This is a genomic window from Bradyrhizobium sp. SZCCHNR1043 (genome assembly GCF_032489675.1).
In the GTDB taxonomy this organism is placed as follows: domain Bacteria; phylum Pseudomonadota; class Alphaproteobacteria; order Rhizobiales; family Xanthobacteraceae; genus Bradyrhizobium.
In genome coordinates this window covers 153,482-166,252 of record NZ_JAUEYN010000006.1, presented here as the reverse complement: position 1 = coordinate 166,252, position 12,771 = coordinate 153,482, and the positions used below count along the sequence as shown (strand labels likewise).

Here is a 12,771-nt window from a genome sequence, read left to right as displayed (position 1 = left end):
CGCTACTTGAGACTACCCCACCAGCGCCTGCACCAACCCACTCTCCGGATCCGCCAGCTCGTCGATCACGTCGAAATGGTGCCGGTCCGGCGCCTCGACATAGGCAGTGGAGGCCCCGAGCCCGGTCCAGATGTTGGCGAGCAGCTGGGCCTGGCGGCGGAATTCGTTGCGCTCCGCGCCGCCGACCCAGGCGGTGACACGGGCGCCAAGGACCGGCACCAGCAGTGCCGGGCTTTCCTTGGCAGCCACGGCATCGTCGATGTGCAAGGTCTCGTTCATCGCGGTCCGCTGCAGCGGGCGCAGATCGTGCAGGCCGGAGAGCGAAACAACGTTGCTGATCCGCGCCTGCCGCTCCGGCGGCAGCGGCGCGCCGCGGCAGATCATGCGGCTGACGAGATGGCCGCCGGCGGAATGCCCGGTCAGCGCCACCGGCCCCGCGACCTCGTCCATCGCCCGCGCGATCGCCTGCGCCACGTCGGCCGAAATATCGGCGATGCCGACCTCGGGACAGAGCCGGTAGGACGGCATCGCCACGGCATGGCCGCGCGCGATGGAGCCTTGCGCGAGATGCGACCAGAAGCTCTTGTCGAGCCGCATCCAATAGCCGCCATGCACGAACACGACGAGGCCCTTCGGCGTCCCCTCGGGAAGAAACAGGTCGAGGCGCTGACGGTCGTGCGCGCCATAGGCGATGTCGAGCTTCGCCCGGCCCTGCCCCGCCAATGTCGTGCGATAGGCTTCCGCCGGCGCGACCCACAGGCCGGGCCAGCGCTCGCCACCGGCGATGTTAGGGCCGTTGGCGTAGGCATTGTCCCAGTCCTTGACGGCATAGAGCATGAAAATCTCCTGTCGAATGATCAGTGCGCGGCCTCACAGCCCGGTGCGCAGCTTCCAGAGCTCGGGGAACAGCACGATCTCCAGCATCTTGCGCAAGTAATTGACGCCGCTGGTGCCACCGGTGCCGGTCTTGAAGCCGATGATGCGCTCCACCGTGGTGACGTGGTTGAAGCGCCAGCGGCGGAAATAGTCCTCGAAATCGACCAGCTTCTCGGCGAGCTCATACAATTCCCAATGCCGCTGCGGATCGCGATAGACGCCGGTCCAGGCCGCCGTCACCTCCGCGCTCTCGCTGCGCGTGCCGCGCCAGTCGGTGCGCTGCCCGTCGGCGCCGATGAAGAAGCCGCGCCGCGCCAGCAGGCGCAGCGCTTCGTCGTACAAGCTGGGCTTCGCCAGGATCGCTTCCAGCTCGGCGGTCAGCTCCGGGTGATGCGCATGCGGACGCAGCATCGCGAGATTGCGGTTGCCGAGCAGGAATTCGATCGAGCGATACTGGAACGACTGGAAGCCCGAGGACTCGCCGAGCTTGTCGCGGAACAGCGTGTATTCGCTCGGAGTCATCGTGCGCAGCACGTCCCACGCACCGTTGAGCTGCTCGAAGATGCGCGACACCCGCGTCAGCATCTTGAATGCCGGCTGCACGTCATCCCTGGCGATCGCCGCCATCGCCGCCTTGATCTCGTGGATGGCGAGCTTCATCCACAGCTCGGAGGTCTGGTGCTGAATGATGAACAGCAGCTCGTCATGGGCCGAGGACAGCGGCGCCTGGGCATCGAGCAGGCGATCCAGCATCAGATAGTCGCCATAGGACATCCGTCCCTTGAAGTTCATCCGCGCACCTTCGGTGGCGGGATCGTAGGGACCGTTGCTCACGTCACGAGCTCCTTCTGGCGATATTCGGGTCTGTCCCACAGCTTGTTGTCGAGGACCTCCGCGAGGATGTCGACGGCGCCGCGCACCTCGGCCTCGCCGAGATAGAGCGGCGTGAAGCCGAAGCGCAGCGCATCCGGGGCGCGGAAGTCGCCGATCACGCCAAGCGCGATCAGCGCCCGCATGATCGCATAGCCGTCGGGATGGCGGAACGACACCTGGCTGCCGCGCTGCGTCGCATCACGCGGCGACGCCAAGGTCAGCGACGGACAGCGTTTCTCGACCTCGGCGATGAACAATTCCGACAGCGCGATCGAGGCCGCGCGCACGTCCTGCATCGACACGCCGTCCCAGGCGTCGAGCGCGGCATCGAGCGCGGCCAGCGCGATGATCGGCGGCGTGCCGATGCGCATGCGCTCGATGCCGCCGCCGGGGCGGTAGTCGAGATCGAAGGCGAACGGCGCCTCGTGCCCCATCCAGCCGGACAACGCCGGCGGCGCGATGTCTGCGTAACGCGGCGCGACATAGATGAAGGCCGGCGCACCGGGCCCGCCATTGAGATATTTGTAGGTGCAGCCGACCGCGAAGTCGGCCTCGGCGCCGGCGAGGTCGACCGGCACGGCGCCGGCGGAATGCGCGAGGTCCCACACCGTGAGCGCGCCAGCCGCGTGCGCCTTCTTCGTCAGCGCGGCCATGTCGTGCATGCGGCCGGTGCGGTAATCCACCTCGGTCAGCATCAGCACGGCGACGCTGTCGTCGATCGCGTCCTCGACCTGCTCGGGCGCGACCACCTTGAGCGTCGCGCGGTCGCCGAGCATGCGGACCAGGCCCTGCGCCATGTAGAGATCGGACGGGAAGTTGCCGCTGTCGGACAGGATCACGCGGCGGCCCGGATTGAGCGACAGCGCCGCGGCGAGCGCCTGATACACCTTGATCGAGAGCGTATCGCCCATCACGACCGTGCCGGGCGCGGCCCCGATCAGCCGCGCGATGCGATCGCCGACCCGGCGCGGCTGCACCATCCATCCGGCGGTGTTCCAGCCGCGGATCAGCTCCTGCCCCCACTCCGCTTCGATCATGCGGCCAACGCGGGCGGGCACGGCCGACGGCAGCGCGCCGAGCGAATTGCCATCGAGATAGATGACCCCTTCAGGGATCGTGAAGAGCGATCGAGTCCTGGAAAAATCGGTCATGCTGCCCCTGTGTGGTTCGCCGCCCTGCATGCATGATTCGCGCCGGGGCGGACCAGATCAAGCCGGTCCCATCGCGACCGGCACCGCGTCGGTCGCATGGCTCGCGAAGACGTGAGGATGTCGACACAATCCAGCCGGTCGATCGCCGCCGGTCCGCGACATTGACGCGCCAGGGCAGGCTTGTCACGGGCGGCGCGTGGCGCATGATAGATCGATCCGAACCGCCGATGGAGGACACGACATGCGCATTCTGGTGCCGCTCGTCCTGCTGCTGGCGCTGCTGGCCCGCCCCGCCGCCGCGGCCGACGCCAGCGCGGCGCAGAGCGTGATTCGCGCCCAAGAGCAGGCCCTGGCGCGCGACGACGGCGCGACCGCCTATGCCCAGGCCGCGCCGGAGATCCAGGCGCTGTTTCCGAGCGTCGAGATCTTCATGAGCATGGTCAAGAGCGGCTATCCGCCGGTCTACCGTCATCGCAGCTTCGAGTTCGGCGCCGCGCAGGTCGAGGACGGCAGCATCGCACAGCGCGTCCACATCGTCGATGCCGAAGGCGAGGCGTGGGAGGCGCTCTACACGCTGCAGACCCAGCCCGACGGCAGCCTCAAGATCACCGGCTGCTCGCTGTTGAAGACGGGCCAGTCGGTCTAGCGCGGCGCGGCTACGTCACGCCGAACCGCTTCTTGAACTGCTCGACATTGATGAGGCCGCGGCCGTGACGGCCGTCGCCGATCTTCACCTCGCCATGATAGGCCTCGACCGAGAAGCGGATGACGCGGCGCTCGACCTCGATCACCTCGGCGACGGTGCGGATGGTGGCGCCGACCGGCGACGCCGCGAGATGCCGGACATTGACCTCGGTGCCGACCGTGACCCAGCCCGGCGGCAGCACCGGGTTGATGGCATCGCCCGACGTCATCTCCATCTCCAGGATCATCATCGGCGTCGCATAGACCATGGGCATGTGCGGCACGAAATGCCCGACGGTGCGCTCCGGCGGCACGACGAGCAAACGCTCGGCGCGCATGCCCGGCTTGATGAACTCACGTGCGTCCATGGCTGCTCCGAACTGTGCTGTCGTCCCGGACAAGCGCGCGGCACGCGCGCGCCGATCCGGGATCCATACGCCGTGGCGGTCGTGATGGGCAAAGGGCCAATGACCAGCGTGCCTCGAACCGCTCCCTGGGGGTATGGGTCCCGGCGCCTTGCGCGCAATTGCGCGCTAGGCCGGGACGACGGCGGTGATCGTCGAGACAGATGTCATAGCCTCGCTTTCGCCAGGACGATGGCCAACTACTTCTTCTGCTCGGCCAGGCGTTCGACGAAGGTCTTGCCGCCCTTCATCTTGTGCGTCAGCGGCGCCTCGTTGATCTGGATCACCACCGCTTCCGGATCGACGCCAAGATGCGTCACCAGGGCCTTGGTGATGTCGCGCATCATGTTGGCCTTCTGCTCGTCGGTGCGGCCGGCGGCCATGCTCACGGTGATCTCGGGCATTCGTTGCTCCCTGTTAGTTATCTCAGCCGCGTCATTGCCGGGCTTGCCCCGGCAATCCATCTCTTGAAATCTGCGGCCATCGTTTGAAGGATGAATACGCGGGTCAAGCCCGCGTATGACGAATCCCCTACCCCCAGCTCACGTCATGGCGCGCGAGCACCTCGCGGACGCCGGCGACCAGTTCGTCCTCCTTGGCTGAGAACTGCGCCGGGCGGCTTTCGCGCCATTCCTGGTTGGAGGCGATCGCGGCCGCCGCCTTGGCGCCCTCGATCAGGTCCTTGATCTGCACCTCGCCGCGGGCCTTCTCGTCACTGCCCTGGATGATGACGCAGGGCGCGTTGCGGCGATCGGCATATTTGAGCTGGTTGCCCATGTTCTTCGGGTTGCCAAGATAGAGCTCGGCGCGGATGCCGTGATTGCGCAGGGTCGACACCATCTTCTGATAGTCCGCGACGCGCTCGCGATCGAACACGGTGACGACCACCGGCCCGAACGCCGGCCGCGTATCGAGCTTGCCGAGCAAGGTCAGCGCCGCCTGCAGACGCGAGACGCCGATCGAAAATCCGGTCGCCGGCACCGGCTCGCCACGGAAGCGCGAGACGAGACCGTCATAACGGCCACCGCCGCCGACCGAGCCGAAGCGCACGGGACGGCCCTTCTCGTCCTTGGTCTCGAGCAGGAGCTCAACTTCGTAAACGGGGCCAGTGTAGTATTCGAGCCCACGGACGACGGAGGGTTCGACGCGGACGCGGCTGTAACCGTAACCGGCCGCGCTGCACAGTCTGGCGATCTCGGTCAGCTCGTTGACGCCTTCCACATAGGCCGGCGAGGACATGAACAATTTCCGCTGAGCAACGCTCGCCAAGACCTGGGCGTTGAACTGCAGATCCTGCTCCTCACCTTGGATTTGCGGCTCCGCGACCTTCATCTCGAAGAAGGCCAGCAGGGAGTCGATCTGACTTTCAGTCAGGCCCGCGCCCTTGGTGAAATCACCCTTGCCGACCTCGCCGCCGTCCCAGCGGCCCTCGCCGAGCAGCTTCTTGATCTCTGAAATCGGAAACTTGTCGGCCTTGTCGATTGCCCTAAGCACCGTCAGCCGACGGCCCGCGTGCTCATCACCGCCGATGCCGATCGCCTCCATCACGCCATCGAGCACCTTGCGGTTGTTCACCTTCACGACATACGAGCCGCGCGGAATCCCCAGCGCCTCCATCGCATCCGCCGCCATCATGCACATCTCGGCGTCCGCTGCCGGCGAGCCGGAGCCGACGGTGTCGGCGTCGAACTGCATGAACTGGCGGAAGCGGCCAGGGCCGGGCTTCTCGTTGCGGAAAACGTAGCCGGCGCGATAGCTGCGATATGGCTTCGGCAGCGCGTCGAAATTCTCGGCGACGTAGCGTGCGAGCGGCGCGGTCAGGTCGTATCGCAGCGAGATCCACTGCTCGTCATCGTCCTGGAACGAGAACACGCCCTCGTTCGGACGGTCCTGGTCGGGCAGGAATTTGCCGAGCGCATCGGTGTATTCGAATGCCGGCGTCTCCACCGGCTCGAAGCCGTAGCGCTCATAGACGGCGCGGATCTTCTCGACCATCTCGCGCGTGGCGGCTATCGCCGCGGGGCCGCGATCCTCGAGCCCGCGCGGCAGCCGCGCCTTCAGCTTCTGGGGTTTCTTCGGTTTGTCGGACATGGGGACCGGAACGTAGGGTGGGCCAAGCGCAGCGGGCCCACCATGGCTGATAAACGCCGAAGTGGTGGGCACGGTCCGCTACGCGGCCCTTTGCCCACCCTACGGGATGGAATGCGTTGCTTGGTTGGTAGCAGCCGGGGCGCGGTGCGGCAACCCGCGGGCCGGTCAGGTGCTGGCGCGTGGCACCGTTTCCAGCATTTCAGTAAGAGCCAAGCTTGCGCCGCGCATTCAGTGCGCCCCTCCCCCGCTTGCGGGGGAGGGTTGGGGTGGGGGCGCCCCAGCGGCAGTCTTTACGGGGCTTCCCCCTCCCCAGCCCTCCCCCGCAAGCGGGGGAGGGAGCAAACCGTTATCGCGGCTAGACTGTGCCCAGAACCTGCAAGCGCTAGGGAGGCATGCCCCTACTTCACGTCCCGAATCCACTGATGCGGATCGGGGCTGCGGCCGTACTGGATGTCGACCAGCTGCTTGCGCAGGCCCATGGCGACCGGGCCGGCCTCGCCGCCGTTGATCAGGACGTCGCCGCTCGCCGAGCACACCTTGCCGATCGGCGAGATCACCGCGGCCGTGCCGCAGGCGAACGCTTCCTTCAGCTTGCCGCTCTTGGCATCCGTCCGCCACTGGTCGATCGAATACGCCTCCTCGCGCACCTCGCGGCCGGCATCACGCGCCAGCTTGATGATGGAATCGCGGGTGATGCCGGGCAGGATGGTGCCGAGCGGCGGCGTCGACAACGAGCCATCGTCGAACACGAAGAACACGTTCATGCCGCCGAGCTCCTCGACATAGCGGCGCTCGATCGCATCGAGGAACACGACCTGGTCGCAGCCATGCTGGATCGCCTCGGCCTGCGCCTTGAGGCTCGCGGCATAATTGCCGCCGCATTTGACGCCGCCGGTGCCGCCGACCGCAGCCCGCGTGTAGTTCTCCGAGACCCAGATCGAGACCGGCGCCGGCCCGCCCTTGAAATAGGAGCCGACCGGCGAGGCGATGACCGCGAAGATGTATTCCGCCGAAGGCTTCACCCCGAGGAACACCTCGTTGGCGATCATGAACGGGCGCAGATACAGGCTGCCCTCGCCGCCCGGGATCCAGGCGCGATCGATGCGGACGAGCTGCTCGACCGCCTCGATGAAGACCTCCGGCGGCAGTTGCGCCATCGCCATGCGCTCGGCCGAATTCCCGAAGCGCTTGGCATTGGCGTCGGGGCGGAACAGGTTCACGCCGCCATCGTCGCGCTTGTAGGCCTTCAGGCCCTCGAAGATCTCCTGCGCGTAATGCAGGACGGCCGCGGCCGGATCGAGCGGGAAGTTGGCGCGGGATTCGACCCGCGCGCTGTGCCAGCCCTTGTCCTGGCTGTACTGGACCACGGCCATGTGATCGGTGAACACCCGGCCGAAGCCCGGGTTGGCGAGCTTGGCAGCGCGCTCCTGGTCGGAGGTCGGGTTCGTCGTCGGCTTGATGTCGAATGTCAAAGTCATGTCCTTGCTTCCCCCGCTTGATCGCCATTCGCGAGTTCTGGCGCCGACCCGTCCGATCGGGCCAGTCGGCTTCTTGAATTTCGGACCTGCCGCGACCGGCTTTTGAGCCGGTCACCGGGCAAGCATGCCACCACAGGACATGCTTTTGCGCTCGGCGGAAGTCCAGTATGGTTTGCCGAAATGCCGCTCGACATCACACGGTTGTTCGATACGTCGCCCAGGGATGCCCGTCGGGGTTGCCTACGGCCCGTTCAGACACGCCTGGAGACCCATCGCCCGCCGATGAAACGATCTAAAATTTCGTAGCGGACGATTGTTTTGTAACATTGAACCGCAGAAACGTCAATATGGCTGACATAAATTTCTCGTCTCCGACGTTGAACCCCGAGCTGCGCGCGGCTGAGCCCTCCGCGGCCGCCGGCGGCGAGCCGCTGCGCTGGGACATCATCGAGCTCTTGTTCTTCGCCTACCGCGACTTCGTCGGCGATGCCGACCATGAGCTGGAGGCGTTCGGCTTCGGCCGGGCGCATCACCGCGTGATGCATTTCGTCACACGCTATCCCGGCCTGAAGGTCGCCGATCTGCTCGACGTTCTCCGCATCACCAAGCAGTCGCTCGGACGCGTGCTCAAGCAGCTGCTCGACGAAGGCTACATCGTGCAGAAGACCGGCAACAACGATCGCCGCCAGCGCCTTCTTTTCGCCACGCCGAAGGGCGAGGCGCTGGTCGCCAAGCTGGCCGGGCTGCAGACGCGGCGCATCGATCGAGCGCTGGAGCAGATCGGACCGGCCGGCGCCGAGAAGGTCCGGCAGTTCCTGCGCGCGATGATCGATCGCGACGATCCGGACAAGGTGCTGGAAGCCATCTTCAAGACGCCTGTCGCCGCTGCCAAGGAGTGACCGTGACGATCGCCGCCATCGCCCCGCATCATCAGCAGACGCCGGCCGACGACGCGCCGCATCTCCTGCTCGTCGACGACGACCGCCGTATCCGCGACTTGCTGTCGCGCTTCCTGCGCGGCGAAGGTTATCGCGTCACCACCGCGGCGAGCGCGAGCGATGCCCGCGCCAAGCTGACGGGACTGCATTTCGATCTCCTGATCCTCGACGTGATGATGCCCGGCGAAAGCGGCTTCGACCTCGCCCGCTTCATCCGCACGCAATCCTCGGTGCCGATCGTGATGCTGACCGCACGGGCCGAGCCGGAGAGCCGCATCGAGGGCCTGCAGCTCGGCGCCGACGACTACGTCGCAAAACCTTTTGAACCGCGAGAGCTCGCGCTGCGCATCGGCAACATCCTCAAGCGCGCCGCGCCGCCGCCGGCCGAGGAGGTCGTCGAGCAGATCGCGTTCGGGCCGTTCGTCTATCATCTGGCGCGCGGCGAGCTGAAGCAGGGCGAGGAGATCGTCCACCTCACCGACCGCGAGCGCGAGATGCTGCGCATCCTCGCCAATGCCCGCGGCGAGACCGTGCCGCGCGGCGCGCTGACCGGCAACGGCACCGTCAACGAGCGCGCCGTCGACGTCCAGATCAACCGCCTGCGCCGCAAGCTCGAGAGCGATCCGGCCAACCCGCTGTTCCTGCAGGCCGTGCGCGGCATCGGCTACCGGCTGATGACGTCGGGTTGAGATGAGCGGTTGATATGCCGGGCCATTCCGATCACGTTGCCTTGAAAGCATCTGAGCTAGCTTCCTCACCGCAAGACCTGAAACGACCTGGCATCTCCGCGTCATTGCGAGCGAAGCGAAGCAATCCAGAGTCCCGCGAAGATTCTGGATTGCTTCGTCGCGGAGCCTGCCCTCGGGCTCGCCGCGGGCGAGACCCGGGGGCTCCTCGCAATGACGGAAACGGCGCGCGTTAGGATTATCATGAGCACGCTCGACACCGGCCTCACCCTGATCCGCACCGCGTCGCGGCGGGTGTCGCGCGCCAACAGCGTGGTGGGCAACGCGTTCAAGGGCTGGATGCCGACAGGCCTCTATGCCCGCGCGCTGCTGATCATGATCGTGCCGATGGTGATCCTGCAGACGGTGGTCGCGGGCGTGTTCATGGAGCGGCACTGGAACACGGTGACACGACGCCTCTCCGCCGCCGTTGTGCAGGACGTCGCCGCGCTGATCGACATCTACAAGGGCTATCCGCAGGACAAGGACCGCACCATGCTGCGCCGGATCGCGCAACAGCGGCTCAACCTGGTGGTCGACTTCCTGCCCGCCGGCGACATGCCGCCGCCGGGGCCAAAACCGTTCTTCAACCTGCTCGACCAGTCGCTGTCGAGCCAGATCGGCCGCCAGATCAGCCGCCCGTTCTGGATCGACACCGTCGGCCGCTCCAATCTGGTCGAGATCCGCATCGCGCTCGATGACGCCGTGATGCGCGTGTTCGCGCAGCGTGGCGCGGCCTACGCGTCGAACACCGACATCTTCCTGTTCTGGATGGTCGGCACCTCCTCGATCCTGCTGATCGTCTCGGTGCTGTTCCTGCGCAACCAGATCAAGCCGATCCTGCGCCTCGCAGATGCCGCCGAGAGCTTCGGCAAGGGCCGCGAGGTGCCGAACTTCCGGCCGCGCGGCGCGCGCGAGGTGCGACGCGCGGCGCACGCCTTCCTGGAGATGAAGGCGCGCATCGAGCGCACGCTGGAGCAGCGCACCGCGATGCTGGCCGGCGTCAGCCACGACCTGCGCACCATCCTGACGCGCTTCAAGCTGGAGCTGGCGCTGCTCGGCGACAGTCCCGAGATCGACGCCATGCGCAAGGACGTCGACGAGATGTCGCACATGCTGGAGGACTATCTGGCGTTCGCGCGCGGCGACAACGGCGAGATCGCGCAGCCGACCGACATCTCCAATGCGCTCGAGGAGCTGCGCAGCGACGCCGAGCGCAACGGCCATTCCGCCACGGTGTCGTTCCATGGCCTGCCTGTGGTCACCGTGAAGCCGCAGGCGCTGAAGCGCTGCCTCGGCAATCTCGTCTCCAACGCCGCCCGCCATGCCGATGCGATCGCCATCACCGGCCATCGCGACCACCGCTACCTCACCATCACCGTCGACGATGACGGCCCGGGCATCCCGGCCGACATGCGCGAGGAGGTGTTCAAGCCGTTCCTGCGCCTCGACGACGCGCGCAACCAGGACGAGGGTGGCACCGGCTTGGGCCTCGCCATCGCCCGCGACATCGCCCGCTCCCATGGCGGCGACATCACCCTCGGCGACAGCCCGATGGGCGGCCTGCGCGCGAGCGTGCGCATTCCGGTGTAGCGCGCCGCATAGCTCATTCCTGCGCGACCACGGCGTCGAGCCACGCGCAGTTCAGTGCCGGAACGCGAGGATCCGGCACGCGAACGCCGCGTGCAGCCGCGGACAGACGCATATCGCGCAGGCGCTTGCGCTGCTCATCCGGCAGGTACAATCGCTCGTGCCCCCACAGCGACGGACCGTCAAAGGTCTCATGCGGCTGCCACGTCGCAGGATCGATCACCCGGCCGCCCCAGCCATATTCGATGAAGAAGCCGGAGGGCGTGTTGACGTAGAACGAGGTCATGTGGTCGTTGGTGTGACGGCCGAGCGTGTAGGCCACGCGCCCGTCGTCGAGCTGTGCCAGATCGTAGCCCTGGCCGACGTCATCGAGACTGCCGAGTTCCACCATGAAGTGATGCAGTGTGCGGCGACCGGAGCCGACCATCGCGAAGCTGTGGTGGCGGCCGTTGACGTGGAAGAAATAGAGCTTGTACGGCGTCAGGCCGAAGTCGGACACCTTGAAGCCGAGCAGGTCGCGATAGAAGCGCAGCAGCGGCTCGACGTCCTCGACGTTGAGCACGACGTGCCCCATGCCGAGCGGCCCGGTGCGAAAGCCGGAGATCGGACGTCCCGGCCTGAAGGGATCCGAGGCGACGGCTGCACCCCAGAACACCTCGATCGTGTTGCCGGCGGGATCCTGAAAGCAGATCAGCTCGGTGACATGACGCTCGTCGGCCAGTGCCTGCGAACCGCGGGCCACCTTCACGCCGTTGTCGTCGAGACGGCTGGCGAGGCGCGCGAGCGCCGCAGCGTCGCCGACCTCCCAGCCCATGACGGCGAGCCCGCCATCGCCGCTGCCATCGACGATCAGCCGCTGCTTGCGATCATCCATCCGATAGGCCTGCACGCTGGCCGCGCGATCCACGCGCTGCATCCCGAGGAGCTCGGTCGCCATGCGTCCCCACTGCTCCGCTTGGGACGACTTGATGCCGATGTAACCGAGCGCCGTTATTTCCATCTTGTTTTCTCCCGAAAGGTGCGGGCGGAATTTCGTATCAGCTCCGCGCGGTCCTGCAGTAGACTGCCGCCCCTGCATCCGGCTCGCGTTCTCAAGACGGTATCGGCGGACGGAAACGAAGAACAGGGAGGATTTTCCAAGTGTCCAAGCAACGGACGCGATCTCCGCAAGCCCGTCCTGCGGAGGGTGTCCGCGCCTTCAAGCGGGGGCTCGACGTGCTGCGCGCGGTCAATCGGTCCGGGGGCATTCGCGCCGGCGACGTGGCGCGCCAGCTCGATCTGCCGCGGCCCACGGTCTATCGGTTGCTCGAAACACTCGAGGAACTCGGCTATGTCGCGCGCAGCGCCAGCGACGACCGCTTCCGGGTGACGCGCCACGCATTGAGCCTCGGCGACGGCTATGATCCCGGCATCTTCATCTGCCAGGTCGCCGCGCCCTATCTCGCCGAGCTCAGCCGCAGCCTGATCTGGCCGGTCGATCTGTCGACTTATGAGAACGGCGCGATGGTCATCCAGGAGACCACGCATGCGCGCAGCCCGCTCTCGATCGACCGCAGCATGATCGGCAAGCGCCTGCCGATGCTGCAGACCTCGGCCGGCCGGGCCTATCTGGCCGCTTGCCCGCCCGCAGAGCGGGACATCATCATCAACCACCTGCGACGCATCGAGAATGCGGAGGACGTTTCCTTCCTGGCGCCCGAGCGGCTGCAGCGCATGGTGACGGAAACGGCTCAGCGCGGCTATGCAATCCGCAACGAGGGCGAATTCAATCCGAAGACATCGTCGATCGCGGTGCCGATCGTGCGGGGCGACGTCGTGTTCGGCTGCATTTCGATCATCTGGATCCGCTCCGCCATGACCCTCGAGGAGGCTGTCGCTCAGTACGCGGCCCCATTGCGCGACGCCGCGGCCGCGATCCCCGTCCAGGCCTGAGCGTCCGCTGCGCGGACAGTTTGCGACCG

The 12,771-nt window shown here is 66.6% G+C and carries 13 protein-coding genes; 5 read left to right on the top strand and 8 right to left on the bottom strand.

What is annotated here, in order from left to right; all coding sequences use genetic code 11:
* Positions 1-12 precede the first annotated feature (12 nt).
* Genes QX039_RS12420 through kynU form a run of 3 tightly spaced genes read right to left on the bottom strand, consistent with a single transcriptional unit; the run spans position 13 to position 2,900 of the window.
* Positions 13-837: an alpha/beta hydrolase gene (locus QX039_RS12420; protein ID WP_315736627.1), complete on the bottom strand. Its 825-nt coding sequence runs from the start codon at positions 835-837 to the stop codon at positions 13-15.
* Between the two features lie 33 nt (positions 838-870).
* Positions 871-1,710 carry a tryptophan 2,3-dioxygenase gene (gene kynA, locus QX039_RS12415; RefSeq protein WP_315736626.1) on the bottom strand — a complete coding sequence of 280 codons (840 nt, stop codon included), beginning with the start codon at positions 1,708-1,710 and terminating at the stop codon, positions 871-873.
* Positions 1,707-2,900 carry a kynureninase gene (kynU, locus tag QX039_RS12410; RefSeq protein WP_315736625.1) on the bottom strand — a complete coding sequence of 398 codons (1,194 nt, stop codon included), beginning with the start codon at positions 2,898-2,900 and terminating at the stop codon, positions 1,707-1,709. The genes kynA and kynU overlap by 4 nt, the downstream gene beginning before the upstream one ends.
* A gap of 241 nt (positions 2,901-3,141) precedes the next feature.
* Here kynU and QX039_RS12405 point away from each other — a divergent pair, with 241 nt between their 5' ends.
* Positions 3,142-3,546, top strand: coding sequence for a DUF4864 domain-containing protein (locus tag QX039_RS12405; protein ID WP_315736624.1), 405 nt, complete (start codon positions 3,142-3,144; stop codon positions 3,544-3,546).
* 10 nt (positions 3,547-3,556) lie between these two features.
* Here the strand turns inward: QX039_RS12405 and QX039_RS12400 are convergent, their stop codons facing one another.
* The 4 genes from QX039_RS12400 to QX039_RS12385 all read right to left on the bottom strand — a co-directional run bounded on the left by QX039_RS12400 (position 3,557) and on the right by QX039_RS12385 (position 7,557).
* The gene (locus QX039_RS12400) at positions 3,557-3,952 is read right to left on the bottom strand and encodes a thioesterase family protein (RefSeq protein WP_315736623.1); all 396 of its coding nucleotides are present in this window, start codon (positions 3,950-3,952) and stop codon (positions 3,557-3,559) included.
* Positions 3,953-4,188: 236 nt separating this feature from the next.
* A complete protein-coding gene (locus QX039_RS12395; RefSeq protein WP_315736622.1) occupies positions 4,189-4,452 on the bottom strand; it encodes a tautomerase family protein in 264 nt (87 codons plus the stop codon).
* Between the two features lie 67 nt (positions 4,453-4,519).
* Positions 4,520-5,983 (bottom strand): histidine--tRNA ligase, encoded by a 1,464-nt coding sequence (gene hisS / locus QX039_RS12390; protein ID WP_409998848.1) that lies wholly within the window; start codon positions 5,981-5,983, stop codon positions 4,520-4,522.
* 494 nt (positions 5,984-6,477) lie between these two features.
* A complete protein-coding gene (locus QX039_RS12385) occupies positions 6,478-7,557 on the bottom strand; it encodes a branched-chain amino acid aminotransferase (protein WP_315736620.1) in 1,080 nt (359 codons plus the stop codon).
* 347 nt (positions 7,558-7,904) lie between these two features.
* Between QX039_RS12385 and QX039_RS12380 the strand changes: the two genes are divergently transcribed.
* The 3 genes from QX039_RS12380 (at position 7,905) to QX039_RS12370 (ending at position 10,813) form a co-directional block, all read left to right on the top strand.
* The gene (locus QX039_RS12380) at positions 7,905-8,456 is read left to right on the top strand and encodes a MarR family winged helix-turn-helix transcriptional regulator (RefSeq protein WP_315736619.1); all 552 of its coding nucleotides are present in this window, start codon (positions 7,905-7,907) and stop codon (positions 8,454-8,456) included.
* A complete protein-coding gene (locus QX039_RS12375; protein ID WP_315736618.1) occupies positions 8,453-9,184 on the top strand; it encodes a response regulator transcription factor in 732 nt (243 codons plus the stop codon). The genes QX039_RS12380 and QX039_RS12375 overlap by 4 nt, the downstream gene beginning before the upstream one ends.
* A 240-nt stretch (positions 9,185-9,424) precedes the next feature.
* Positions 9,425-10,813: an ATP-binding protein gene (locus tag QX039_RS12370; RefSeq protein ID WP_315736617.1), complete on the top strand. Its 1,389-nt coding sequence runs from the start codon at positions 9,425-9,427 to the stop codon at positions 10,811-10,813.
* 13 nt (positions 10,814-10,826) lie between these two features.
* Here the strand turns inward: QX039_RS12370 and QX039_RS12365 are convergent, their stop codons facing one another.
* Positions 10,827-11,810, bottom strand: a complete 984-nt coding sequence (locus tag QX039_RS12365; protein ID WP_315736616.1) for a VOC family protein — start codon at positions 11,808-11,810, stop codon at positions 10,827-10,829.
* Between the two features lie 140 nt (positions 11,811-11,950).
* On the opposite strand from QX039_RS12365, the gene QX039_RS12360 reads away from it, so the two are divergent.
* The gene (locus QX039_RS12360; RefSeq protein WP_315736615.1) at positions 11,951-12,742 is read left to right on the top strand and encodes a DNA-binding transcriptional regulator; all 792 of its coding nucleotides are present in this window, start codon (positions 11,951-11,953) and stop codon (positions 12,740-12,742) included.
* The last annotated feature ends 29 nt before the right edge of the window (positions 12,743-12,771 follow it).